This window comes from Mycobacterium persicum, from assembly GCF_002086915.1.
Taxonomy (GTDB): Bacteria; Actinomycetota; Actinomycetes; order Mycobacteriales; family Mycobacteriaceae; genus Mycobacterium; species Mycobacterium persicum.
The window spans coordinates 1329284-1355375 of the sequence record NZ_MWQA01000001.1 but is presented as its reverse complement, the minus strand read 5'-3'; the positions used below and the strand labels follow the sequence as shown (position 1 = coordinate 1355375).

At 65.4% G+C, this 26092-nt stretch carries 22 protein-coding genes; 4 read left to right on the top strand and 18 right to left on the bottom strand.

Annotation, left to right across the window (positions count from 1 at the left end):
* Nucleotides 1-4: 4 nt before the first annotated feature.
* From B4U45_RS05985 to B4U45_RS05975, 3 genes are all read right to left on the bottom strand, one after another.
* A complete protein-coding gene (locus tag B4U45_RS05985; protein ID WP_075548440.1) occupies nt 5-1966 on the bottom strand; it encodes a SpoIIE family protein phosphatase in 1962 nt (653 codons plus the stop codon).
* Between the two features lie 123 nt (nt 1967-2089).
* Nucleotides 2090-2818 carry a GAF and ANTAR domain-containing protein gene (locus B4U45_RS05980; RefSeq protein WP_075548439.1) on the bottom strand — a complete coding sequence of 243 codons (729 nt, stop codon included), beginning with the start codon at nt 2816-2818 and terminating at the stop codon, nt 2090-2092.
* Nucleotides 2819-2842: 24 nt separating this feature from the next.
* Complete coding sequence (locus B4U45_RS05975; protein WP_158006371.1) at nt 2843-3010, bottom strand: hypothetical protein; 168 nt, start codon at nt 3008-3010, stop codon at nt 2843-2845.
* Nucleotides 3011-3177: 167 nt separating this feature from the next.
* Between B4U45_RS05975 and B4U45_RS05970 the strand changes: the two genes are divergently transcribed.
* Complete coding sequence (locus tag B4U45_RS05970) at nt 3178-3738, top strand: hemerythrin domain-containing protein (RefSeq protein WP_075548438.1); 561 nt, start codon at nt 3178-3180, stop codon at nt 3736-3738.
* A 94-nt stretch (nt 3739-3832) separates the two neighbouring features.
* On the opposite strand, the gene B4U45_RS05965 is transcribed toward B4U45_RS05970, so the two are convergent.
* The 10 genes from B4U45_RS05965 to B4U45_RS05920 all read right to left on the bottom strand — a co-directional run bounded on the left by B4U45_RS05965 (nt 3833) and on the right by B4U45_RS05920 (nt 15320).
* Nucleotides 3833-5038 carry an amidohydrolase family protein gene (locus B4U45_RS05965; protein WP_075548437.1) on the bottom strand — a complete coding sequence of 402 codons (1206 nt, stop codon included), beginning with the start codon at nt 5036-5038 and terminating at the stop codon, nt 3833-3835.
* Between the two features lie 71 nt (nt 5039-5109).
* Complete coding sequence (locus B4U45_RS05960; protein WP_075548436.1) at nt 5110-6129, bottom strand: hotdog fold thioesterase; 1020 nt, start codon at nt 6127-6129, stop codon at nt 5110-5112.
* A gap of 108 nt (nt 6130-6237) precedes the next feature.
* Nucleotides 6238-6855, bottom strand: coding sequence for an ATPase (locus tag B4U45_RS05955; RefSeq protein ID WP_259641787.1), 618 nt, complete (start codon nt 6853-6855; stop codon nt 6238-6240).
* Between the two features lie 9 nt (nt 6856-6864).
* Nucleotides 6865-7221 carry a type II toxin-antitoxin system prevent-host-death family antitoxin gene (locus B4U45_RS05950; protein ID WP_075548434.1) on the bottom strand — a complete coding sequence of 119 codons (357 nt, stop codon included), beginning with the start codon at nt 7219-7221 and terminating at the stop codon, nt 6865-6867.
* A 474-nt stretch (nt 7222-7695) separates the two neighbouring features.
* Entirely contained in the window at nt 7696-9468 is a 1773-nt protein-coding gene (locus B4U45_RS05945) for a PE family protein (protein ID WP_075548433.1), read from the bottom strand.
* 123 nt (nt 9469-9591) lie between these two features.
* Nucleotides 9592-11082, bottom strand: coding sequence for a class I adenylate-forming enzyme family protein (locus B4U45_RS05940; protein ID WP_083153180.1), 1491 nt, complete (start codon nt 11080-11082; stop codon nt 9592-9594).
* Nucleotides 11079-12014: an acyl-CoA dehydrogenase family protein gene (locus B4U45_RS05935; RefSeq protein ID WP_083153181.1), complete on the bottom strand. Its 936-nt coding sequence runs from the start codon at nt 12012-12014 to the stop codon at nt 11079-11081. Before B4U45_RS05935 ends, B4U45_RS05940 begins: the two co-directional genes overlap by 4 nt.
* A complete protein-coding gene (locus B4U45_RS05930) occupies nt 12011-13177 on the bottom strand; it encodes an acyl-CoA dehydrogenase family protein (RefSeq protein ID WP_183155036.1) in 1167 nt (388 codons plus the stop codon). The genes B4U45_RS05935 and B4U45_RS05930 overlap by 4 nt, the downstream gene beginning before the upstream one ends.
* Nucleotides 13174-14268, bottom strand: a complete 1095-nt coding sequence (locus tag B4U45_RS05925; RefSeq protein WP_075548430.1) for an acyl-CoA dehydrogenase family protein — start codon at nt 14266-14268, stop codon at nt 13174-13176. The genes B4U45_RS05930 and B4U45_RS05925 overlap by 4 nt, the downstream gene beginning before the upstream one ends.
* An 8-nt stretch (nt 14269-14276) precedes the next feature.
* On the bottom strand, nt 14277-15320 hold the full coding sequence (locus tag B4U45_RS05920) for an acyl-CoA dehydrogenase family protein (protein ID WP_083153183.1): 1044 nt from the start codon (nt 15318-15320) through the stop codon (nt 14277-14279).
* Between the two features lie 84 nt (nt 15321-15404).
* On the opposite strand from B4U45_RS05920, the gene B4U45_RS05915 reads away from it, so the two are divergent.
* Nucleotides 15405-16286: an LLM class flavin-dependent oxidoreductase gene (locus B4U45_RS05915; RefSeq protein ID WP_075548428.1), complete on the top strand. Its 882-nt coding sequence runs from the start codon at nt 15405-15407 to the stop codon at nt 16284-16286.
* Here the strand turns inward: B4U45_RS05915 and B4U45_RS05910 are convergent.
* The 5 genes from B4U45_RS05910 to B4U45_RS05890 form a co-directional block, all read right to left on the bottom strand.
* A complete protein-coding gene (locus tag B4U45_RS05910) occupies nt 16228-16968 on the bottom strand; it encodes an SDR family oxidoreductase (protein ID WP_075548427.1) in 741 nt (246 codons plus the stop codon). The genes B4U45_RS05915 and B4U45_RS05910 overlap by 59 nt on opposite strands.
* Before the next feature lie 5 nt (nt 16969-16973).
* Nucleotides 16974-17795, bottom strand: coding sequence for a FadR/GntR family transcriptional regulator (locus B4U45_RS05905; protein ID WP_075548426.1), 822 nt, complete (start codon nt 17793-17795; stop codon nt 16974-16976).
* 159 nt (nt 17796-17954) lie between these two features.
* Nucleotides 17955-20834, bottom strand: a complete 2880-nt coding sequence (locus B4U45_RS05900; RefSeq protein ID WP_075548425.1) for an MMPL/RND family transporter — start codon at nt 20832-20834, stop codon at nt 17955-17957.
* Nucleotides 20831-21307, bottom strand: a complete 477-nt coding sequence (locus B4U45_RS05895) for an MmpS family transport accessory protein (protein WP_183155035.1) — start codon at nt 21305-21307, stop codon at nt 20831-20833. The genes B4U45_RS05900 and B4U45_RS05895 overlap by 4 nt, the downstream gene beginning before the upstream one ends.
* An 80-nt stretch (nt 21308-21387) precedes the next feature.
* Nucleotides 21388-21996, bottom strand: coding sequence for a TetR/AcrR family transcriptional regulator (locus B4U45_RS05890; RefSeq protein ID WP_075548479.1), 609 nt, complete (start codon nt 21994-21996; stop codon nt 21388-21390).
* Nucleotides 21997-22077: 81 nt separating this feature from the next.
* Here B4U45_RS05890 and B4U45_RS05885 point away from each other — a divergent pair, with 81 nt between their 5' ends.
* Nucleotides 22078-24477 (top strand): CaiB/BaiF CoA-transferase family protein, encoded by a 2400-nt coding sequence (locus B4U45_RS05885; protein WP_083153185.1) that lies wholly within the window; start codon nt 22078-22080, stop codon nt 24475-24477.
* 226 nt (nt 24478-24703) lie between these two features.
* A complete protein-coding gene (locus tag B4U45_RS05880; protein WP_075548422.1) occupies nt 24704-26089 on the top strand; it encodes an HNH endonuclease signature motif containing protein in 1386 nt (461 codons plus the stop codon).
* The last annotated feature ends 3 nt before the right edge of the window (nt 26090-26092 follow it).

Sequence of the window (26092 nt, the reverse complement as noted above, 5' to 3'; positions counted from 1 at the left end):
GGCGTCAATCTTCGGCGAAGACGTTCTCGGCGTCGCCGCTGACCACCGGTATCCGGACCAGTGACAAGACGTGGTGTGCCGGGCTGCCCGGCGGCGCCGTCAGCACGCAGTCACCGCCCTGTTGACGTGCCCGGTCCCGGGCGGCCACCAGGGCGGCGACACCCGCTGATCCGAGGTGCGTGACGGCAGTGAGATCGATCGTCAAAGACGCCAGCCCCGAACGGCTTTCGACGGCGATCTGGCTGTCCAGGGTGGTCGCTGCGTTGGCGTCGACGTCGCCGCGCACCACGATTCGGCCCGGCTCGGCGACCAACGAGACGAACTCCGTGTCGATCGCCGCCGGGAAGGCGGTACGGCTTACCACCGCGTCGGTGACGAACTGCGCCGGCCGGGACAGCCGATGGGTGATGGTGGCCGTGGTCCCGTCGGCGTCGTGCCTGACGTGCGATTCGCCGACCAGGGCCGCGGCCATCGCGAGTCCACGCCCGCGGCCCTTTTCGCCTTCGCGGTGATCCTTCCACGTGCCCCGGTCGATCACCGATGCCCGCAGTTTGCCGTGACCGTCCAGCGTCGCCTCGATCACGAGACCATCGGGAACCTCTGTGCCGTAACCATGTTCGACCGCATTCTCGACGAATTCGGAGATCGCGTGCACGACATCGGAGATGTCGGCGGAGTCCGCACCGATCTGCACAAGCCATTCACGGAGTCGGGAGCGGATCTGGCGCGCGGCGTGGATCGTCGCGTCGGTCGTCATGTACAGCGGTGGCGCCGGGATCCGGCGTTGTGCCGCAAGCAGTGTGACGTCGTCGTTGTAACCGGTGGACCGCAGCAGCAATTCGAGTGTTTCCGAGCACAGGCGGTCGATGGGCCGGGCCGGCGCATCGATGACGAAGCCGCCGCCGTTGGCGATGGTTGCCGCCAGTTCGGCGAATTCTGCCGTGCTGGCCCCCAGCGGCCTGCCCGGGCGTTCGACCAGACCGTCGGTGTACAGCATGACCGAATCGTCGATGTTGAGCATTTCGGTACGCACCGGGAATCCCGTTGCGCTGCCGAGCGGACCCGCCCCCGACGGCTCCAGGTAGCGGGACTTCGCATCGGCGGTCACCAGCAACGGCGGTGGGTGCCCGGCGGTGCAGTACTGGAATTCTCCGGTGGCCAGGTCGAGGGAGCCGACACAGATCGTTGCCGAGGTCGAGCCGGGCACCTGATCGTGGAAGGACTCCACCGCCTGCAGGGCTTCGACGATGGTGTGTCCCGCCCAGATCTGCATCCGCAGCGCCGTGCGCAACTGTGACATCACCGCCGCGGCTTCCACGCCATGGCCGACCACATCCCCGACGATCAGCACCAGCCGATCACCCAGGGCCACCGTGTCGAACCAGTCCCCACCGGCCGCGGTGTCCCGTGCGGCGACGAGATACTGCGCGGCGAGGTCGGCGCCGGAAACGAGGGGCACCGACGGAGCGAGCAGCGCCTGCTGCATCACGATGGCCGAGTCACGGACATGGCGGTACCGCTCGGAGAGTTCCTCGACCTGCGCTTCGGCGGCCAGCCGTTCCCGTACCCGGCTTGTGACGTCATCGAAGAGGATTTGCACGCCCTCGATCGATCCGTCAGCCCGGCGGCGCGGCGTGACGACAAAGTCGAAGAATCGCTCCTCGATTCCCGAACCGTCGAAGTCGGCCTGCAGCCGCCACTCGGATCCGGACTGCGGCTCGCCGGTTTGATACACCCGGTCGAACATGTGGTAAATCTGCTGTGCCTCGAGTTCGGGATAGACCTCGCGCGCCAGCTGTCCCACGCCGACAAATGTCGGGCTGAGCGTGCGATACGCGGCGTTGGCTGCGACGAAGCGGTGGTCGGGTCCCTGCAACCCCACCAGCATTGCGGGCACGTTCTCGAAGATCCGGCGAACGTCCTCCGGGGTGCCGACCTTCTTGTCCCAGTCCATGTCGGGCGCCATGTGGCTGTCCCTCCTACGGACCGATCGAACAACAAGGCAGGCGCGTCGACGGATCTCGCCAACGGCCAACAATCAGATTAGCAATGCCCACGACCTGGTCGCGGCACCAAAAGTTCGGTCGAGTCAGGTGGCATTCGTTTCGAGCACCCGGTCGGCGGTCTCCGGCAGCACCTGCCGATACCTCGCGGACAGTTGAGTCAGCAGCACAAATGCCGCAGGCGCGTCGATGTTGAAGCGTTCCATCAGCACGCCGGTCGCTTGCGCGATCACGTCACGGTCGACCAGTGGTTCGCGTCGCGCCCGTGTACGGCGGTCGGTTTCGATGGCCATGGCCGCGTGTGCCGCGAATGTCAAGGAAATCTCCTCGGTTTGCTCGTCGAACGCATTCGGGTGCTCGGCGTAGAGATTCAGGACCGCTCCGCCGTCGGAGTGCCCGAACAACTGGATCGACAGCATCGACCGGACCGAGGTCTGTGACAGCACTTCCTGAGTGAACACCGGCCACCGGGTCTCACTGTTGACGTCATTCACCCGCCAGATTCGTTGCTCCGTGGGCACTTCGAAGCACGGGCCCTGTAGATAACGCTGCGCGATGTTGTCGATGATGAGGGAGTCGACGTCGCTGGCCGCCACCGAGCGGATGACACCGCGGTGGGTGATCAACGTGATCCCGGCGTGGCTTACGGCCGGAATGTGAACTGCCGCAGCTGCTGTGATCCACTTCAGCCGCTTGGTCGCAGTCATCTCTTTGCTGTGGCCGTCCAGCAATTCCGCTGCGGCTGCATCGATATCGGCGTCGATATCGGCTGCCCCGGGTGACTTGGCGACGAACTTTTCGCCGGGCCGGTTCACCGCGTCCTCCTGTTGGGTGATGCGCTACGCAAGCTCGACGATCTGGCCGTAGCTTTCGGGTCGGCGCATGCTGGCTAATGGCAACGACTTCAACCAGTCCCGGCGCTGGTCTCGGTCGAGATCGGCGATCGGCAACGCGTCGCGCTCCAGGGAGTGTCCACCGCCAGGCGCCCGTCCTCGTCGCGTCTGCACGTCTATCGGGTACCCAGACTGCCGGCCTGACAACCGCCCGATTCGGCGCAGTGGTCCGGATCGTTGCGGTATGGGTTTGTGGTTCTGCCGATCGGGTAGCCGATACCACGCGCGATTACCAAACAGCCCACGCGCACTGAGAGCGATTGAGAGCGAGGAGGACATCCATGGCGCAAGCCGCTCTGAAATCACCGACCGATGTGATCGACTTTCTCGTCGACCAGCACGAGCAGATCAAATCGCTGTTCGCAAAGACGTTGTCCAGCTCGGGCAAACAGCGAGAAGAAGCGTTCCTCGAGCTGCGTCGCTTGTTGGCGGTGCATGAAACCGCCGAGGAGGAAATCGTTCATCCGCGGGTCAAGCGCAAGGTTGCCGGTGGAGAGACGATAGTCACCCAGCGACTGAAGGAAGAGCACGAAGCCAAGACCGTGCTCAGCGAGCTGGAGAAGCTCGACGTCGACACCGCCGAGTTCACCAGCAAACTCACCAAGCTGCGCGATGCCGTCGTCGACCACGCCGAGCATGAAGAAACCGAGGAGTTCGCCAAGCTGGGAGACGAACTGAGCAGCGACGAACTCGAACGGATGGGCCGCGCCGCCAAGCTGGCCGAGGCGACCGCACCCACCAGACCCCACGCCGGGGTGGAGTCCCAAATCGCCAACCTGATGGCCGGACCGTTCGCGGCAATGCTGGACCGGGCACGCGACGCCATTGTCCGGAAAGGCTGATTCGCCGGGGTACCCGGACCCGAACCCCAAGTAGCCCAGTGTGTGATGCACTGGGCTACTTCGCGTGATGCGGTCGGGTGATGCGGTCGGGTGATTACGCGCTGACCGGCTTGGTTGCCGGTGCTTCAACCTTCATCACTTCGATCATGTTGCCGCCCATGATCTTTGCGACATCTTCGGGGTCGAAACCGGCAAGTTCGTCGACGAACGAAATCGGGTCCTTCAGGCCTTCGGGGTGCGGCCAGTCGGAGCCGAAGACCACCCGGTCGGTGCCTACCATCTTCACGATTTCGGAGAACCGGTCCTCCCAGAACGGGCTGACGTAGACGCACCGCTTGAACGCCTCGATCGGGTCTTCGCCGAATGCGTTCGGCATCTTCTTGTAGACGCCCTTGAGTCCTTTGAACAGGTGCGGCACCCAGTCCGCGCCGTTTTCGATGGATAGGATCCGCAGCTCCGGATTGCGCGACAGCGCGCCATGGCAGACCAGCGCACCCATGGCATCCTCGATCGGCCGATGTCCCATCGCCAAGCTGCGGAAGGCGGTCGGCATGAACGGCAGGAACTCGTCGCCGGGTTCCCACACGTTCATGAATTCCGAATAGCCGCTGTCCGACGCGTGCATCGAAACCGGGATCTCGGCCCGGATGCAGGCTTGCCAGAACGGGTCGAACTCCTCGAAACCGAACGAGCGGCTGCCGCGGTAGCCGGGTACCGGGGCCGGGCGGACCAGCACCGTGCGAGCGCCACGCTCCAGGCACCACTGCAGCTCTTCGAGCGCCCGATCCACGATGGGCAAGGTGATCACCGGGGTGGCGAAGATGCGGTCCCGGTAGTTGAACGACCAGGTCTCGTACATCCACTGGTTGAGTGCGTGGATGACGTCGTGGGTCATCTCCGGGTCGTCCTTCATTCGCTCCTCGACCAGGCTGGCCAGGGTGGGAAACATCAGCGCGTAGTCGATACCCAGCTCGTCCATGACTTCCAGCCGGGGGCCCGGTTCCCGGAAGGCCGGGATCGCCTTCATCGGCTCACCCAGCACCTCGCGGTAGCTCTTGCCTCCGCTGCCGTGCCGGAAGTACTCCTCCTGGGCGCCCGGGCGGGCCACCACTTCGAACGTCGGGTTGGGGATGTATTCGCTGATATGGCCGCGTACCACGATCTTGGTGCGCCCGCGGATCTGCACGTAGTCGATCACGTGCTTGCGCTTGTCGGGCAGGAACTTGGTCAACGCCTCCTGCGGCTCGTACATGTGGTTGTCGGCGTCGAACACCGGAAAGGGAAGCTCGCGAGACGGCATGGCGATCTCCTTGTAGAAGTCTCGATTCTCAGCATCTGGTAATGACGTTACCACCTCGCGCAAGGGTTCCGCTAACCGCTGTCGGGGGTGTCGTTGCGGTCGATGACGGCGAAATTCACCGTTGCCGTTGCCGCGAGTTCGCTATCGCTGTCCCCGAAGATGTCGACCTGCATGACCAGGGATCGCCGGCCGGCCCGCAGCACCTGCGGTACCGCGAGGGCGGAGCCCTGCCTGATGGGGCGCAGGTAGCGGATGAAGAGGTCGGCTGTCGTCATGGCGGTGCCCGGCGGCAGATACTCCAAGCCCAGCTGTCCTCCGGCCACGTCGGCGAGCGTGGCGATCAAGCCGCCCTGCAGCGCTCCGGAGGTGTTGACCACCTGCGGACTGACCGGCATCGTCATCGCGAAAGCGTCGTCGTGGGCGGTGGCTGGGCGCATCCCGATCTGGGCGAACAGTTCGGCCAGTGAGGACACCGGCTGATCGTCGACATCCCGAATGCCCAGGGCGCGGCTGCAGAACTCGTACAGTTGGCCGGCGTCGATGGGCGTTCCGTTCAATTCGGTTCCCAGCCAGTGCAATCGGAGCGCACCCAGCACCGTCTGCATGATGATGGCAGCCGCGGCCCCGACGTCGAGTCCGGGGTTGAACACTCCTTCGGTGATGCCTTGCCCGACGATATCGCGCAGCAGTCGATGCAGGGGCGATAGCACCCGCGCGTATTCACGGGGCCGGTTCTCGGCCAGGTACTGGTTGTAGAGGCTCAGCGCCCGGTTGAGGCTGTCCTGGGTGGTGGACTCCGGTCGCGCGCTGATGCGGTCGATGACCAGCTTCAGGGCGGCGGTGCTGTCGAGCCCGGCGGTTTCGGTGCGCCACAGCTGTGCCGTCTGCGCCATGGTCCTGTCGAACAGGGCCAGCAGTAGTTCGTCCTTGCTGCCGAAATGCTGGTAAAACGCCCGCAACGAGGTTTTGGAGCGCGCGACGACCTCTTGCACGGTGAAGTCGGTGCGGCCGGTTTCACCCAGAATTTCGACCGCCGTCTTGATGAAGCGGTCGGCGCGCGTTACATCCGGTTCCTCGTTCGAGCCGGTCACAGGCGTTGTCTCCTCAACTTGCGCGCTGCTGGCAGTATTGAGAATGAGGTTACCGCGATTTGCAGCCGATGTGGATATAACGGTGCTGGGTCGTCGCTTGTCGCCGCGTCAACCGTGCAGCTCAATTGCCGCGGCGACAATCGGCTTGGCCCACCCGGGTGTCGACAACAGATCCGGTGGACCCACGATCTTTCCCCGCACCACGTGCAGCACGAGCATCGGGCGGGGAGCCTTGGCTTCGGCCGGGTCGGCGTCTTGCGAGTTGTCGTATATGCGCACTTCGGTGAGCACGGGCAGCAGTTGCACCAGATTCAACCTGCTGTGCCGCCACCGACGCCGGATGTCGGCTTCGGGAATGCCATGGCCACCCGCGTCGACTCGCCGCCGCACTCGCTCGATGTGGGCTTCCGGGCTGGCCAATCCGACATACCAGATTCGCACCTCAATGCCTTGTGAGGCCGCCTCGGCGAGCAGCCGGGGCATGGTGCTTCCACCGAGCGTGGTTTCGAACGCGAGGTCGAGGCGTTCGTTGATCGCCCGTTCCAGCAGCCGCTTACCCTGACGCCACGCCGTCGCGTTGGCCGTGGTCTGATCGAGTCCCGGATTCGCCGCGATCAACCTCCGCGCTGCCTCGTCGGGGTTGTAGTAGTCGGCGTCGGAAGCGCGGAACATGGCGCCGCCGATGGAGCTCTTGCCCGCGCCGTTGACCCCTGCAAGGACGTACAGCCGGCTCAGTCAGCGTCGCCGCTTCGCGCGAGCCGCCTTCACCGCGACCTGCCCCAGCTGTTCCGGGCTGGCATCGAAGGCCGCGGCCATCGCGGCCTTGGATTTTGGCGTCTGCATGCGTTCCAGCAGGCGGTCGAACTCTTCGGTCAACTCGTCCAGAGCGGGAGTAGCCGCGCGGGTCAGCATCTCGAACTCAGCGTAGGACACCAGTACCGCCTTCGGCGTGTTGTGCTTGGTGATCGCGACCGCACCGTCGGCGATGGCCTTCTCGAGGACCGCGCCGAACTGGTTCTTGAAGCGCGTGGCGGCAACGGTCGGCACGTCGACGAGTTCCCCGGTGCGGTTTCGGTAGGTCAGAGTCGGCATGTCACCAGTATAGCCAAAGCAGCCAGAATAGCCATTTTGTGCGTTTCGGAGCAGACCTCGAGACGGTGCCTCGCATCGCGATGCCGCAGACCGGCGAACGTTTCGACCGGCTGGCCAGCGGGCGGCTGACTAGCCGAACCGCACGTCGACGAGCGGCCCTTGCGCCCCAAGTTGTAGGACCAACTGCGGCTTTCTCATCAGCCACATCAATCTCCGCGGGTTTGGGGTGTCTCTTTTTTTCCCACCTGGGAGCGACAATTCCGTTGCGCGCCTTGGCTTGTCGCTCAGAGGCGGGCAAATCGCGCACCGACTTGGCTTGGGGTCCATGTTAAAGATGCGATTGCTACGCCCGGACTCCGCTCAGCGCGGTGACTAGATCAGCACCGCCTCAGGTCCGTACCCGTTGACCTGCAACGGATCCACTGGATCGCGAGACCTGGCGGGCGGACAGGGTGGCCCATTGAGCGTCGTCAACTAAACGAACTGACTGGTTATCCCCAAGAACGACCTGAGCTGGAAGCCGGCTAAGAGGGTGGCCAACGCGATGTCAGCCGCGATGGGAGCGCCGAACGCGTAGACCAGCCCACCGGCGGGGTCACCGGTGAATGCCTGTTCCATCCCGCTGAGGAACAGGTTGACGTTGTAGGACGGCACCGTGGTGAAGACCGCATTTGCGATGTCGGCCGTCGGAAGCAGTGCCGCGTACGTGGTCGCAGCAGTCCGGGTGATGAAGTTGGTGACCGTCGTGTTCGTTGACTGCAGAAAGTGGATGAAGTCGGTCGGGGAGAACGCCGCCGGCGACAGCCCGGACAGCAGCGACGGTGAGCCGGCCGCGCCCAGTGGAGCGGCCAGCAGCGCGGCCGGGAGGTCGGGAAAGGTCGCTATCCCGGCGCTGATGTCGTTCATGAACGCGCTGATTCCCTGCTGGGTTCCGATCGCCAAATAGCCTGGCAGGGAAGTGGTGGCGCTGAGCGGCGGCAGGACTCCGAACGGGGTGGGCACATTCGGCGGCGAGGTCGACCATCCATAGGCGGGGTCGCCGTAGCCCCAGTTGATCAGATACCTCAAGTTCGGCTGGACCAAATCCGCGATGGGCGTCCCGACGAACGGTATTGCCCGCACCGGGTCCAGCAGCGGCAAATTAGGGGTGGGAATCATGTAGTAGCTGGTCGAGGTGGGGCCCACCGTGTTGGTCAACGGAATGGCGGTAGCAAGCTGTTCGGGGGTGAGAGTCGCATACTGGCCGTGTAGGGATTGGATGCCCATGAAGGCGTTGAGGTCGGCCAGGAAATTGATCGGGTATCGGGGAAAGTCGGCGGCGCCATCGTATTCGATTGTGTAGATCGTGGTCGGGAAGGAATTGTCTGGGGTTGCGCCGTACATCTCTATCCCCAGACTTGGGAGGCTGAGCCCGACGAAACGCTCGAACAGTCCTCCGTTGGGGTTCATCGGATTACCGACCAACGTGAAGGTCAAATTGTTGAAGTACGGGCTCCCGGCGGCCCCCGAGTTGGTGGGATTGAGCGCCCGCATTACCAGTGAAGAGATCATGGCGCTCTGCGATTCGCCCGACACGTTGACAGTGTTTCCGCTCGTCAGCAGCCCTGCATAGGGAGGATTAGTGCCGACGAGGGTATTGGTCAGGATGGTGACGCCCTGGGCCACCGACACGTTGAGGGGCAAGGTCTTGACACCGGTGTCGATATAGAATCCCTCCGGTGTGAAAAGGCTCTGCACGAGGGCCGGATCGACCGGGAAAATGGGCGCGATGTATTTCGAGACAATGTTGTTGACATAGTCAATCGAAGGAATCGGGTTCCCGCTGCCACCCATGACCAGGGTGTTCACCGCTGCCGCCGCTGGAACCGCGGACGTCAGGGCGCCAGGAGCGCCGGGCGCGATGCCGCCCAGCAGCACGCGCACGGGTGCGCTGATGGTGGCCAGCGCCTCCGACACCGCGGCGGCGTTGGCGGCCTCGGCCTGTGCGTAGGAGCTCGCCGCGGTGGCCAACGCCTGGGCGAACGCATCGTGAAACGCGCCAGCTTGCGTCATGACGGCTTGGCATTCCTGGCCATATGCGCGGAACAGGCTTGCGATCAGCTCCGATACCTCGTCGCGCGCCGCGGCTATCACCCCGGTCGTCGAGGCCGCCGTGGCGGCGTTGGCCGCGCCGATCGCCGAGCGGATCTGCGCCACTTCGGCCGCAGCAGTCGCCACGATGTCGGGCTGCGTGAGCATGGAGGTCATCGGACCGTCCTCCTCTACGGTGAGGGCCGGGAGGGAGCTACCAGTGAGCGTAGAGCGGTCTCACCGGCGTGTCCGGCGTTTACGCTTCCGCATTTCCGCACCGCACGTCCCCGTTTGCGAAGCTCAGCCGCCCCGCGCGGCGATCATGGCCGAGCGATTGACCTTGGTTGCCGCCGTGCGGGGAATCCGATCGACGAATTCCACTGTCTTGGGCACTTTGTACGGCGCAAGCCGGTTCTTGGCGTACTCGATCACCTGTTGTTCGGTCAGCGGCGCCGCCGCTTGCACCACGGCATGGACCCGGCGTCCCCAGTGCGGGTCCGAGATGCCGATGACCACGACGTCGGCGACATCGGGGTGGCCGGCAAGTGCGGACTCGACCTCTGCCGGAAAGACGTTGGCGCCGCCGGTGATGATCATGTCGGCGCGACGGTCGGTGATGTAGAGGTAGCCGTCGGTGTCTAAGTGACCGATGTCGCCGGCCGACCGAAACCCGTCTTCGGTCGACGGAAGTGGCGGCGCGCCACCGAGATAGCGGTATCCCGCACTCATCGGCGCGCGCAGGTAGACCTCGCCTTGTTCGCCGGGGGGCAGCGGCTGCTGTTCGGCGTCCAGGATCCGGATCTCGGTGTCGCGGAAGCCGCGGCCGACGCTGCCCGGATGCGTCAGCCATTCGTCGCCGCGCAACGCGGTGAGCCCGAGATTTTCGGTCATGCCGTAGGCCATCACAATCCGTTCCGGGCTCAGTAGCTCGAACCAGGTGTGCAGCAGCGTCGGCGGCATCACGGCGGCGCCCTGCAAGATGAAGGAGATGCTGGACAAGTCGCGCCGACCGATGTCGGGCACTGCGGCGATGCGCTTGAGCATGGTCGGGGTGGCGGTGAAGTTGGTGACCCGGTACTGCTCGACGGTGTCGACAACCGTTGCGGCATCGAACTTTTCCAATACCACCAATTGGTCGCCGCCCAACAGGAAATGCAGGGTGGCAAAGCCGTTGGTGTGGTACATCGGCGCGGGCACCAGGATGGTCTGCGGCTGGGCCACCGGCGTCCAGGCTGCCAAGAACGGCTCGCTGTGCTGAGGCGTCCACAGCGACGGCGCCAGGTTGAGGATCACCTTGGGAACGCCGGTTGACCCGCTGCTGCAAATCCCGTGGGCGGTGGGTGAAACAGCTTCGGGCAGTGGGCTTTCCGGTTCGACGGTGGCGCGCACGTCCAGCTCCCACCGGCTTTTCTCGTCGACCACGACGGCGGCGTCGATCACGTCCAGCACCCGGTTCCGCTCCCACTCGGGTAGGTCCCAGTGCATGGGAACCGGCACCGCGCCGATCTTCCAGCAGCCCAAGATGGTCAGTATGAGGTGCACGGAGTTGGGGATCGCGATGGCGACCAGAGAACCTATCTGGGCGCCACTGGCGTCCAGCGCCCGCGCCCATTGATTGGCACGGGCGTCGAGTTCGGCGAAGGTCAGCGTGCGGGTGCTGCCGTCGGGCGCCACGGTGGTCAGGGCCGCTTCGTCGCTTTTTTGCTCGGCCAGCTCCTGCAACCTGGTCCCGAACGGGATGCCGTCGGCCAGCGGATTGGGGGTGACCGAGGATTCGATGGGACGGCTCATGCGGGTACCGGCCCGACGAAGAGTGTCTCCAGATAGCCATCACGGACATCGGAGATCAGGCGGCGGCTCAGTGCTTCGGTTCCCAACGGCAGCCGGATCAGCGGTTGGGTGTGCCGGTCCAGCACGCTGACGTCGGACTCGTCGCAGAAGCCCAGCGCGCCGAGCAGTTGGTGCGACGTGCGCAGCACCTGCCGCGCGGTGTCGGCGGCCTTCAGCCGCAGCGCCAATGCGTCAGCCGAACCCACTTGCACCGCAGCCGATTGCGATCGGCTCAGGGTGTACTTGGCGAGTTCGAAAAGCCCGCGGACCGCGACGGACGCGTCGGCGACGGCAAACCTGACGGCCTGGAAATCGGCCAGCGGCCTGCCGAACTGAACCCGGCTCCGCACGTGGCCGGTGGCGATGTCCAACGACTGCTGCGCCGCTCCCAGCAGCCGCCATGATCCCAGCACAAGATGAAGGTTAATGTCGGCGGCCGAAACGGTGCCATCGGGCGCTCCCAAGGCCGCCGGCACCAGAAACGGCCCCAGTTTGGCCGCGGTGCGCACCGCGGGTTGCACGGGATAACGAGTGCCGTCGAGGTCGGTGGCGATCCAGTCGCCGGGTAAGTCGCCGTGATCGACGCGGGGTGCTTGCGGATTCACCAGAGCCAGGCGAGCGCCGTCGATTGCCAGCAATTCTTCGACGAGTGGGTAGGGCAGCGCGGCGGCGCCGGCGGCCCGGCACAGCACCGCGGCGGCCAGCAGATCATCGGATGCGGATCGCACATCCAGCTCGAATGCGCCCAGCTGCACCAGCGCCTCGCGTGCCGCGTGCCGAACGCTGTCGTCGGTTTCGGCCCGCAGCGCCGCCGCCGGCCCGCCCAGCCGCGCTAGGCGCTTGACCGCGACCACGGCGAAGTCGGTAATATCTTGCGGCAGTTCGGTATTCACCGGTGTTCCCCCAACACGTCACGTGCTACCAGCATTCGCTGTACTTCGATGGTGCCCGACGCCACGGTGGCCGCCTGCGCGTAACGCCAATGATCTTCGATCGCGCCGTGCAGCGGGGCCGTGACGCCGCTGTCCAGCGCTGCCGGGCCGAGCACGTCGAAAAGCAGCTCGGCGACCTGCTGATCGCAGGTGGTGGTCGCGATACGGGCGGCACTGGCCGCCGCACCCGCCTGCGGGTCGTCCTGCAGCGACACCGCCCGATAGGCCAGTAATCTGGCCACCCGCAGGTCGACGAGCGCCCGAACCCAGCGCACCCGAATCGATTCCGGAAGCCGGTCCCAGTCGTCGCCGAGTTCGGTGCGCAGCCGGTGCAGCAACGATTCGCAGCGCGCGTACCGGGCGATGCCGACGCGTTCAAAGGCCAGGGCTTCCCGCATCACCCGCCAACCGTCGCCGGGCTCGCCCAGCACATCGCCTTGGAAGGCCGGCACCCCGTCGAGGAACATCTCGTTGAGGTGATGCGGGCCCAGCATCGACGGAATCGGCCGGACCGTGATGCCGGGCCGGTCCATCGGGACCAGAAACAGGGTGAGCCGCTTGGATTTAGCAGCATCCGGGTGGGTACAGGCCGCCAGCACACACCAGGAGGCCATCTGGGCATACGACGTCCACACCTTCTGGCCGGTGATGCGCCAGGTCCGGCCGTCCGGGCCGTCCGGCACGGCGCGGGTGCGCAGCGACGCGAGGTCGGTGCCCGCCTCCGGCTCGGAAAACCCTTGGCACCACACCACTTCGCCGGCGGCGATCGCCGACAGGTGCTTGGCCTTCTGTTCCGCCGTTCCGTATCGCATGATGGCCGGGCCGACCCAATTGATACCCATGTACTGCGGGCCGCGCGGCTCGTGGTGGGCCCACATCTCTTCGCGTAGCACGGTCTGTTGCCAGATCGAACCTCCGCCGCCACCATGTTCTTTCGGCCAGGCCAGCGCCAGCAGCCCTTCGGCGGCAAGGAGTTTGCAGAATGACTCGGTGGTGGCCAGGTCCTGGGGGTCGTCGGTGCAGGCGCCGAGGAAGCCGGCCGGCACGTGGTTGGCGATCAACTGCCGCAGCCGGGTTCGCAGTTCAGCGCCGTCATCGCCGAGGTCGTAATCCATCGTCGTCATCCTTTCGGCAGCCCGAGCAGCCGCTCGGCGATGATGTTGCGCTGGACCTCGGATGTTCCGCCGTAGATGGTCGCGGCAAGGGCGTCCTGGCGTTCGAAGAGCAGGCCGGCGTCACCGGTCGAAGCCGGACCGGCGGCCACCGCGCTCAGTTCCCAAACCCGTTGTAAGGTAACCGATCCAAGCAACTTGAGGATATCGGCCTCCGGGCTGGGCCGGCCGGCGAGTTCGTTGCTCAGGGCACGGTAGCCGGTGGCCCGCAGCGCCGCGGCGTCGGCCAGTAGCGAGCCCAGCTCGGCGTAGACGTCGGGGTCGCGGGTGCCCCGTACCGAGTCGAGGCCGCGCTTGACCTCGACCCAGTTCATGATCCAGATCATCTGGCGCTCATGATGCAACGACGCCAACGCCACGTTCCAGCCGCCGTTGCACGGACCCAGCAGGTTGTCGACGGGCACTCCGACCTCGTCGAGGAAGACCTCACAGAACGTCTCGTCGGACGCCGACGCCATCCGGATGGGTTCGATCCGCACGCCGGGGGAGTGCAGGTCGAGAATGAGGCAGGAGATGCCGCGGTGTTTCGGCGCATCCGGGTCGGTGCGGGCATACAGGGTGCACCACCGCGACTCGTGGGCCTGCGTGGTCCAGATCTTGTGGCCGTTGACCCGGAACAGGTCTCCGTCGCGCTCGGCGCGAGTGCGCAGGCCGGCGAAATCGGATCCGGCTTCCGGTTCGGACATGCCCAGCGCCCACCACTCGTCACCGCGCAGCAGCGGAACCAGCAGCCGGTCGATCTGCTCGGGTGTGCCGAATTGGCGGATCCCGGGTGCGGCGACGTTGGGTCCGGCGATGTTGGGCAGTTTGGGGGCAGAGCGCAGCGCGGCCTCGATCCGGATTTCCATGGCGTCGCGCAGGCTCAGCGAACGCCCACCGTGCTGGCGGGGCCAGGTGGGTTGGATCCACCCCGCCTCGAAGGCGGCCCGCTGATACTCGCGTCGCAACCCAATGTCCCAGCGGTACTGGCGATATCGCTGGTAGTAGTCGCCGGGCAGGAAGTCGGTCAGCCACTCGGCGAACTCTTCGACGTGTGCCGTCATGGGGGCCGTCATGACGCGCCGCCGGCGAAGCGTCGGCCCACCTCGTGGTACAGCGCGCGGCTGTCGCCCAGCATCGCCGCGCCCTGCCAGGCGTGCCGGACATAGAGGTGGATGTCGTGTTCCCAGGTCTGGGCCAGCGCGCCGTGCACCTGGACGGCGGTGCGCGCGCAGCGGGTCGCGGCCTCGCCGGCGGCTGCCTTGGCCAGCGCCGCTGTGGTCCAGTCGGGGTCGGCCGCCGCCGCGTAGGTGAGGCTGCGGGCACGCTCGACGCTGACGTAGTTGTCGGCCAGCGCGTGCTTGATCGCCTGGAATGCGCCGATCGGCTTGCCGAACTGACGGCGGGCCTTGGCGTGTTCGACGGCGCGATGCAGGACCGCGCTCGCCACTCCGACCAGGTCGGCGGCAGCGGCGATCAGCGGTGCGGTCAATGCCGATTTGGCGCTGGCGACCGGCGCGGTGGCCATCGCGGCGGTGTCGATTTCGACATCGGCGACGGGTTGTGCCGGGTCGGTCGACTCGCCGGCCCGGATGACCACGCCGTCGCCGGCGCGCGCGACCGCGGCCACCAAGCCCTGGTCCGATGTCGCCAGCGTGACGATCAACTCGGCCCGGACCAGATTGGGCACCGCGACGGCATGTCCGCGCAGGCGTCCGTGCTGCAGCGTCATGGGTGGCCGCGGCAGCCGGTGTCCGGGGGAGTGGACGGCCAGGGTTGCCGCCGCGCCGCCGGCGATCTCGGCCAGCACATCGTCGAGACGGCAGGCCCGCAACACGCCCGCGGCCAGGCCGACGCTGCTCAGCAGCGGGATCGGGGCGATGGCCGCACCGCATTCCTGCAGAACCAGTACCAGCTCGAGGGGGCCGAAATCGCCGGACGGATCGGCTATGGCGAGTTCGGTCCAGCCGAGATCGACGACGGTCTTCCACAGCGTGCGCCAACGCTCGGGATCGGTGATTGCCTGCCGGGCGGCCTCGGGTGGGCACTCGGCGCGCAGGATGTCGCGCACGGTGTCGCGCAGCGCCAACTGCTCTGAAGTCAGACCGACATCCATAACACCCCTAACATAATAAAAATAGTAAACTAGGCGACCCGGCGCAATCGCGCAGGACGCTGTGGGACAGGCATGGGTGGACGTATGGTCGAGTGGTATCTGTTCCTGCCCCAGGTGCGGTTGCCGGTAGCAGATTTTGTGGAGCGGGCGCGGGTCGCCGAGGGCAGTGGGTTTGACGGTGTGGCGTTCATCGATCATCTCGAGGCTCCTGGGCAGCCCGCTGAAAACATCTGGGAGGCAATGACCGTCGCTACCTGGGTGGCGGCCAAGACGCAGCGGCTGCGCATCGGCCACCTGGTGCTCTGCGACGCGTTCCGGCATCCAGCCGTTCTGGCCAAACAGGCCGTAACGCTGTCAGCGGCGTCGGATGGCAGGTTCGAGCTCGGGATCGGCTCGGGATCCTGGCCCGCGGAGTTCGCCAGATTCGATGTCGGTCAGCAGGATCCGGTTGCCCGGGTCGAACAACTGCAGCACCACCTAGCGCTGATCACGCAGTACTGGGCGGACGAGGACAAAGCTCAATCGCCCAGACCGGTGGGTCCGATACCGCTGATCTTGGGCGGCAGCGGGCGCCGGATGATGGAACTGGTTCGCAAATACGCGGATTGGTGGAATCTGCAGGCCAACCACCTCGACCGGTTGCCTCGCCTGGCCCCGGCCGCGGGATCGGCCCGTATCTCCGTGCAGCAGATGGTGGGTTTTGCCCGGGCGGGAGCCGATCCGGATGCGGTACGCCAGGTGAGCGTCCGGCGATTCGGTTATCTGGGGCCTGGGCTGGTGTGCGGTAACGCCGACGAATTGATCGAGCACTTCGTGGGACTGGCCGCGCACCGGGTCGAGCGCTTCTACGTGTGGTTCGCCGACTTCGCCGCGCCGGATTCGCTGGCCGAGTTTGGCGAATCGGTGATCAAGGGCTTCCCGGAGATCCGGGAGACTTCAGCGACGCGCGCCGACGGGCCTCGGTAGGCACCACCGGTGGCCGGGCGAACGGACCGCGCTGCACCGCGCTGAGTCGGATCTCCGGTAGGTCGACAGACGAGTCGACGGTATCGAGCCAGGCCACCGTTTCGGCGATGTCGGACACCTGGATCGCATACATCTCGAACGGAACATCCTGCAGCATCTCGGTTTCCACGGGTCCCGGGGTCACCAGGTGGACGCTGATGCCGTCGCGGTCGACCTCGAGCGCCAGCGCGCGGGCAAACGCGTTCATGCCGGCCTTCGATGCCGAGTACGCGGTTCGGGCCGGCATCGGCTCGTGCGCGGCCGACGAGGAGATGAAGACCAGCCGTGAACCTGGCCCCATGCGGGGCAGCACCGCGGAGGTCACCACAAAACAGGAGTCCAGGTTGGCCGAGATGATCGTGCGCCACTGGTCGAAGGTCTGCTTGCGCGCGTAGGTTCCGCCCAGCGCGCCGGCAGCGTGCACGACCAGGTCGATGGTGTCGAGTTCGGTTATGGCGGTGGCGAATCCGGCTGGGTCAGTTGCGTCGGCGACAATGTAGCGGGCACCGATATCCTCGGCTGCGGCCCGCAGTGGGCCCTCCCGTCGCGCCACCAGTACCACGTCGTAGTCGAGCTCGCAAAGCTTGCCGGCGCACCCCTTGCCGATCCCACCGCTGCCGCCGGTGACCAACGCGGTTCGCACTGGAATCAGGGGCGACGGATGTCCCGCGGGCGTGTCAGCGCCTGCGGTGACAGCGCATAGATCCGTTGTTCACCACCACCGGACAAGACGTAAGTCTGGGTATCGGCGAGGTGTCGGCCCGCGATGCGCCGGGCCCGGTCGACGTCTCCCTCGGCAATCGTCTCGGCCAGCTTGATGTGGGTGTTGAGGACCGCGCGTCGTTTGGCCAACGACGGGTAGGTGCCCCGCGCCGCGCTCTCGTCGGCCCATTGTTGTTCATGGCTGGTCCACAGGGTCTCCAGGCTGCCCACGACCGCGATGATGGTGTGGTTCCCACAGCCGCGGACGATGAGATCGTGGAAGCGGCGGCCGATTTCGGTGAACTGCCGCCCGTCGTCGAGATGCGCTGCCATGGCGTCGTTGACCTGCTTGAGCTCGGGTACCAAAGTATCTGCGCGGTCGGGTCGTTGGGCCGCCAGCGCGGCGCAGGCAGGCTCGAGTTCCTGCAACGCGGCGCCCAGGTCGCTGACGGCGACGGACTCGCTTTGCAACAGCAGGCCGAGCATGTAGGCGGCGCTGGTCTTGGCCGGCGCGTGCACGACGGCTCCGCCTCGGTTACCGCGGCGGACGGACACCAGCCCCTCGGTCTCCAAGATTCGCAACGCCTCCCGCAGCGACACCAGGCTGACGTTGAACTGTTCGACCAGCACTTCCTGGCGGGGTAGCAGATCACCGTCGGCGAGCTCGCCGTCGATGATCTGGCGGCGCAACTCATCGGCTACTATTTCGGCGATCCTCGGCGCAGACAGCCTGCGCCGGGCATCAGGGCCAGTTCCCAGGGTGGTCATCCGATCCTCGATAGAACAAGCAGGGGAGCTGACCCCGCCAACTCGACTTGCGTTGTCTATCTTAGCAGTAATGGCATAAATAGCATCTCATCGGCGGCGAGCCGCTGGTGCTGCTCTGTCGTATGCCGAATTGCCAACAGCGCCAACGAAATTCCCCGCTCAGTCGCTTTTCTCCGGTTGCCGCAGCAGCAGCTGACGAACCAGTGGACGTGGTCCGTACGGCCGGAGCCGCCTGCTGGCGGGGCGGGGGCGCACGTGTTGCGGCCACCAGAACCAACGTCCCAGGAGCGCCGCGACCGACGGCGTCATGAATGCCCGCACGATCAGCGTGTCGAACAGCAGGCCCAGGCCGATGGTGGTCCCTATCTGGCCGAGCACCCGCAAGTCGCCGAACACGAACGACGACATGGTGGCCGCAAACACCAGACCGGCAGCGGTCACCACCCCGCCGGTGCTGGCCATGGCGCGGATGATGCCGGTCTTCAATCCGGCGCCGATCTCCTCCTTGAAGCGGGAGATCAGCAGCAGGTTGTAGTCGGATCCAACTGCCAGCAGCAGGATGACGGCCAGCGCGAGCACGATCCAGTACAGTCGGATACCCAGGATGTCCTGCCAAACAAGCACCGACAGTCCGAACGACGCACCCAACGACAACGCCACGGTGCCCACGATGACGATCGCGGCGACCAGGCTGCGGGTGAGCGTCATCATGATGAGCAGGATCAGGCTCAGTGCGGCGATTGCGACGATCATCAGGTCGTACTTGGCGCCGTCCTGGATGTCCTTATAGGTGGCCGCGGTGCCGGCGAGATAGATCTTGGCGTCCGCCAAGGGAGTTCCCTTCACGGCCTCGTGGGCTGCCTTCCGGATGGGGTCGATATGCGAGATGCCTTCCGGAGTCGCGGGATCACCTTCATGGGAGATGATCATGCGAGCCGCCTTGCCGTCGGGCGAGAGGAACAATTTCAGGCCGCGCTTGAAATCGGGGTTGTTGAACGCCTCCGGCGGCAAGTAGAAGGAGTCGTCGTTCTTGGCCGCGTCGAACGCTCGTCCCATGGCCGTCGCGTTCTCCACCAGGGCCGCCGTCTGGCTGTAAATCCCGGACATGGTCGCGTAGTTGGACAGTGCCAGTTCACGATTGGTCTGCTGGCTGGCGATCTGTTCGGGGATGAGCGCGACGAGCTGCGGCTGGATCGCATCGAGTTTGTCCAGCGTTGCCGTGAGGTCTTCGAACCTCGCGCTGAGCTGGTCGATCCCGTCGAGTGCGTCGAACACCGATCTCAACGCCCAACATATCGGAATGTCGAAACAGTGCTTCTCCCAATAGAAGTAACTGCGCAATGGCCGCCAGAAATCGTCGAAATTCGCGATCTTGTCACGCAGATCATTGATTGTGGCGATCGTATCGTGAAAGCTCTCGGTCTCGGCGTGGGTAGCGGCGGCGAGTTCCTGCTGCAGGGCATACTGGCGCTGCAAAATGGCGATTGTCTTCCCCAACTCGTCGGCCTGTCTGAGCAGGTCGGCCGCGCGGTCTTGCTGGTAGGACAGGTTCATCACCTGGCCGACGCTTTGCATGCTGACCTGAAACGGTACCGAGCTGTGGTCGATGGGAGTTCCCAACGGCCTGGTGATGGATTGCACCTGGGCAATACCGGGGATATGGAAGACACTTCTGGCCACCCGATCTAAGACGATCATGTCGGCCGGATTGCGCATATCATGATCGGTTTCGATCATCAGCAGTTCGGGATTCAGCCGGGCGGGCGAAAAATGCCGCTCGGCAGCGGCGTAGCCGACATTGGCCGGAGCGGTGGCGGGCATGTAGGGACGGATGTCGTAGCTCGTCTGATATCCCGGCAGGGCGAGCAGGCCGACCAGGGCCACCGCACACGTCACCGCAAGAATCGGCCCGGGCCAGCGAACGATGGCCGTGCCGATGCGCCGCCAACCTCGGGTCCGCATCGCGCGTTTGGGTTCGAAGAGACCGAAATGACTGCCCAAGGTCAGCACGGCCGGGGCCAGAGTCAGTGAGGCCGCCAGCGCGACCAGGATGCCGATTGCGGCCGGAACACCCAAGGTCTGGAAATACGGCAGCCGGGTAAAGGTCAGGCAATAAACCGCGCCGACAATGGTCAGGCCCGAGCCCAACACAACATGAGCGGTCCCGCGAAACATGGTGTAGAAAGCCGCTTCTCGGTCCTGCCCGCCGTGCCGTGCTTCGTGATAACGGCCGAGAACGAAGATTGCGTAATCGGTGCCGGCGGCGATGGCCAATAGTGTGAGCAGATTGGTCGAATACGTCGAAAGTCCGATGATCCCGCTGTTTCCCAGAAAGGCGACGACGCCGCGGGCCGCGGCCAACTGGATGAGGACGGTGAGCAACACCAGGATCGTGGTGACAACGGAGCGGTAGACGATGAACAACATCACCGCGATCACCAGGAACGTGATCGCGGTGACTTTCATCGTGCCCTTGCTGCCCACCTGGAACTGATCCGCGATGAGCGGCGCCGCGCCGGTGACATAGGCCTTGATACCGGGCGGCGGTGGTGTGTGCGCCACAATGTCGCGGACCGCGTCCACCGACGCGATTGACAACGCCTCGCCTTGATTGCCGGCGAGATACACCTGGACATATGCCGCCCTGCCGTCGGTACTCTGCGAACCCGCCGCCGTCAGCGGATCTCCCCAGAAATTCTGAACGTGCTGCACATGCTTGGTGTCCTGGGAGAGCCGCTGGATCAGGGTGTCGTAATAGCTGTGGGCCGCGGCGTCAAGGGGTTTGTCGCCTTCCAACACAATCATGGCTGCGCTGTCGGAATCGAACTCCCGGAACACTTTTCCGATCCGCTTCATCGCCTGCATCGACGGCGCATCGGGGGCGATCAACGCCACGTTGTGGGCCTTGCCGACGTCTTCCAATTTCGGTACGGCCACGTTGGTGAGGACGGCAAGGCCGACCCAGAACAGCAGGATCGGAACCGCGAGCCGGCGAATGGTGTGCGCCACGGATGGCCTCGGATTCTGGTGGTTGCTCATGACGACTTGTCCAGGCAGTAGGTGTAGGCGTTCACTTCGTGGACGATCCTTTCGTCTTTGACGACACCGTTGACGGTGATCCGGCAGCCGATCGAGGAACTGTCGCCTTGTGCCACCACGTTGGCGAACACGGCGGGCTGCGTGGTGGTGATCGTGAAGGACCACGGCAGGGTCGCGTCGTCGACTCGCTGCGGTTGAGCATTGACGTCCAGATAGTTGATCGTCGCCACGGTCCCGGGCGCGCCGAAAACTTCGAGAACCACCTGTTTGGGGTTGAACGGGACGATCTCGTTCGAGATGCCACCGCCGGCCGGAGCGGTGCTGTGGGAACCGAAGATGCCGTGCAGCCGATGGATGCTGAATCCCGCGACCGCGATGATCACCACGGCGACAAGCAGCATCCACCCCCGCCTTACCAGGTGGCCAGGTGAAACCGCGGTTATCTTTCCGGCGCTGCGGGCGCGGATCGACATGCCTTGACGGTACGGTACCGGACCGGACACTTCAAGAGCCGAATCGGTGCGTTTGTGGCTGAGGGGTTGGCCGAGGAGCCTTACCGCGTGGGCCGGGTGAGGCTGGGAATGACGACGTTGTCGACGAGTGCTTGCACGGTGTCCGCGGTGGGCGGCCGGCTCGGGATGATGTGCCGGAAGACGAGGTAGCCGGGCAGTAAATCCCAGAGTTCCTCGTCGATGGCGGCGCCGTCGATCTCGCCGCGGTCGACGGCCTGCTGCAGGATGTGGTGCATCAGGGCCTTTCGATGTTCGAAGAACCCGTGTTGCATGGCATCGCTGAGCGCGGGATTGCGCGCCACCTCGACCAGCACCGCACGGATGGTGCTGGTGTGCTGACGGGCCTGCTCGCAGATAACCTCGCCCAGTTGCAGCAAATCGCCGCGCAGCGTACCGGTATCCGGTGGGACCGCGACTTGGCGGATGCCCTCGATGAATGCGGCCAGTACCAATTCGGCTTTCGATGGCCAGCGCCGGTACACCGTGGCTTTGCTGGCGCGGGCGGTGGCAGCGACCGCATCGACGGTCAACCGGTCATACCCATGTTCTTGCAGCAGCTGCAGCGTCACGGCCAGCAACTCCGCCTCCCGCGGCGACCACGATGAAGGCTGCGAAGAGTGATCGACAATCTGGGTCACAGCGCCAACGATAGAGCCATTACTGTAGTACAGACCAGTACCGTACCGTCGGGGGTTCCGCCTGCCCATGCTGAGGCATCGGCGGACCGAATTATGCTCGGCAGCGTGAGTCAGGGGTTAGGCAGGCGGCCGACACCGCTTGACGAATTGCGCGTCGTCGAAATCAGTGACCGCATAGCCGGCAGCTACTGTGGCAAATTGCTGGTCGACGCCGGTGCGCGGGTACGCAAAATTGAACCGCCGCAAGGGGATCTGCTGCGCGGGTACTCGCCCAGCTGTTCGCCGGTGCCTGACGGGTTGCCGGCCTCGCCGTTGTACTGCTACCTCAATGCCGGCAAGCAGAGCCTGACCCTGGCCCCGGATTCCGAGCGATACCGTGCCGAACTCGCTGCTGCCGACGTCGTGATCGTCACCTGCGGCCGGTCCCAGGCGGCCGCCCTGGGCATCGACCCCCGACGGTTGCTGGCCGAGTCCCCGCGGGCGGTCGTGGTCACGATTTCCGATTTCGGCTGGACCGGTCCCTTCGCCGATCGGGCGGCCACCGAGTTCACCCTGCAGGCATGGGCGGGCTCGCCCGGCTTCCGGGGCGATCCGGCCGGACCACCCATCTCGGTCGGCGGTGGCGTGGGCGAGTACATGGGTGGGGTGTTCGCCGCGTTCGGCGCGCTGGCCGTGCGCCGCCGCGTCGACCATGGCGGCCCGGGTGAGCATCTGGATCTGTCCATGCTCGAGGCGATGACCCTGATGCAAAGCAGCGAATGGCTGCATTCGCAACTGCTGCGGGTACCGCCGGTCCGCCGTACCCTCGAAGTGCCCTCGATCGAACCCGCCAAGGACGGCTACGTCGGAATCACCATGGTCACCGGCCAGCAGTGGCTCGACTTCACCGCGATGGTCGAATGTCCTCAGCTCGAAGACATTCCGCAGTTGCGATTCCAGATTGGCCGGTGGGAATACCGGGACCTGATCCGCGAATCGATCCGTCCGTGGATGGCCGAGCGGACCGTCGAGGAGATCGTCGCACTGGGTCAGCTGTTCCGGCTGCCGATCGCGGCGTTGGGCAACGGCGCCACCATCCGCGACATGGAGTACATGGTCGAGCGGGAAGTGTTCGTCGACAACCCCGCCGGCTTTCACCAGCCGCGCCCACCGTGGTTGATGTCGCGATGTACGCCCGCGCCGGTGCGCCCGACTGCTTGGCTAGGTGCGGACAACGACGAAACACCCTGGCGCAAAAGCGAACCCGAATCTGGGCCGGCGCCGACCGGGCTGCCGTTGGACGGCGTTCGGGTCATCGACCTGACCGCCTTCTGGGCCGGCCCCGCCGCGACCCACCTGCTGGCGGCCTTCGGTGCCGATGTCGTGAAGATCGAGTCGATCCAGCGTCCCGACGGCATTCGGTACTCGGGGGGCATGCGCACCGATGTGGACGACTGGTGGGAGTACGGCTGGGTGTTCCATGCGATGAACACCAATAAGCGTTCGGTCACATTGGATTTAGGCTCTGACGACGGGCGGCGATTGTTCCTCGAGCTGGCCGCGGATGCCGACGTGGTGATCGAGAATTTCTCGCCGCGGGTGATGGAGCACTTCGGGCTCACCGCCGAAGTACTGCTGACGGTGAACCCCAAACTCGTGGTCGCCCGGATGCCGGCCTTCGGGTTGGCGGGCCCGTGGCGTGACCGGGTCGGGTTTGCCCCCACCATGGAGCAGATCGGCGGCCTGACTTGGGTGACCGGATTGCCGGAGACGCCGCCGGTGACCCCGCGCGGCGCGTGTGATCCGCTGGCCGGCGTGCATGCGGCGTTCGCGGTGCTGGCCGCACTGAACTTTGCCGAACGTAGCGGGGTCGGCCAGCAGGTCGAGCTGCCGATGGTCGAGTCGGTGTTGAATACCACCGCAATTCAGCCGATCGAGCACGAGGTCCACGGAGTCACCCTCAACCGGTGCGGTAATCGTGGTTTCGGCGGGGCGTTACAGAACATCTACCGGTGCGCCGGTGACGACGACTGGATCGCGGTCAGCATTCGTGACGACCAAGACTGGAATGCGCTGGTCGAGGTGATGGACCGACCGCCTTGGTGCGACGGGTCGCTGTCGACTGCGGGCGGGCGCCGCGAGCGGGCCGACGAGATCGATGGCCGGCTACGGGACTGGTTTGCCGCGCAATCCCTGATGCCGACGGTGGAATCGCTTGCCGCTGCTGGCATTCCGGCGGCGCCGGTTGTCTCGCCGTCACTGGTCACCGAAAACCCGCAACTGTGTGACCGCGGGTACTTCGAGTCGCTGATCCACTGCCGTATCGGGCAAGCCCTATATCCCACACCACCTTTCGCGCGGTTGGCCGGCCAGCGGGAGTGGTTGCGCCGCCCGCCGCCAACCCTTGGCGCGCACAATGAAGAAATACTGCGTGAGCGGTGCGGGCTGACCGACGAGGAACTCGCGCGGCTAGCGGCAAGTGGCGTCATCGGGACCCGGCCCAAGGGGGTATAGGGCACTGCTGATCGCCCGCGATCGGTTGTCTCGTGCATCGCGAAGAAGATTGTGTTCGGCTCCATGTGGCGCGCTGCCAGACCGCCGCCGGGGGTGCCTAGCCAGATCCTCGTGCTAGTGGGACGGAAAGCAGTCTGATGTTCACTCTGGGTGAACACGTGAAATCGGTTGCTCGGCAGGTACTTTCTGCCCGGTTCTTGTCGGTGGCAGTCGATAGATTGCGGGTATGAGCTCGGGCGGTGTCGTGGATCGGGAGACGGTCACGGCGGCCTTTGATGCACTCGACGCCGCGGTCGACAGGTTGGTGGAGTTGAACTTTGATGCGTTGACCACTCCGGAGTGGTTGGCGTTGGTGAAGCGATGTGAAAAGGTGCGCCGACGGCTGCCGGTGGCTGAGCATCAGCTGATCAACAACCTAGCTCGCCAAGCCAGCGCCGAGGAGCTGGGCGGCAAGCTGTCGCATGCGATCGCCGACTGGGCGTTGATCAGCCGCACCGAGGCTGCCCGGCGCATCAAGGCCGCCGCCGATCTGGGGCCGCGGCGCGGGCTGACCGGGCAGCCGATCGCCCCGGTGTTGGCCGGGGCCGCCGCGGCCCAACGCGACGGAAAACTGGGCGGCGAAAGCATCCAGGTGATCCGACGCTTCTACCATCAGCTGCCCGCCTGGATTGACCAGGCCACCCGGGAGCGCGCCGAAGCCCAGTTGGCCCGCCAGGGTAGTCAGTTTCGCCCCGAACAGTTAGCCGGGTTGGCGGCCACGATCGCCGATTGTCTCAACCCCGATGGCACCTACCGCGATGAGGACCGCGCCCGCCGACGCGGCCTGACGTTAGGCAATCAGCAAAGCGATGGCATGTCGGAGCTGCGCGGGCTGATCACCCCCGAACTGCGCGCCACGTTAGAGGCCGTGTTGGCCAAGCTGGCCGCCCCGGGCATGGGCAACCCCGAATCCCAAACCCCCTGTGTGGACGGCACTCCCAGTCAAGAGGCCATCGACACCGACATCCGCTCAGCCCCCCAACGCAACCACGACGCCCTTACCGCCGGGCTGCGCGCCCTGCTGGCGTCGGGAGAGTTGGGTCGGCACAACGGCTTACCCGCCTCGATCATCGTGACCACCACGCTGGCCGAGCTGGAAGCCGCTGCCGGACAAGGACTGACCGGCGCCGGCACGATCTTGCCGATGAGCGATGTGATCCGGCTGGCCCGCCACGCCCGCCATTATCTGGCGGTGTTCGACAAGGGTAAGGCGTTGGCGCTGTATCACAGCAAAAGGCTGGCCGCACCGGGGCAGCGAATCGTCTTGTACGCCAGAGATCGTGGCTGCAGTGCGCCGGGTTGTGATGTCACGGGCTATTTCTGCGAGGTCCACCACGTCATTCCCTACGCCCAATCACCCACCACCGACGTCAACCAACTCACCTTCGCCTGCGGCGGCCACCACCCACTAGCCGACAAAGGCTGGACGACCCGCAAAAACACCCACGGCGACACCGAATGGACACCCCCACCCCACCTCGATCGCGGCCAGCCCCGCACCAACACCATGCATCACCCCAGAAAACTCCTCCGCGCAGACGAAGACGTCGAGGATGCTGCGGAATCCCCGTAATCG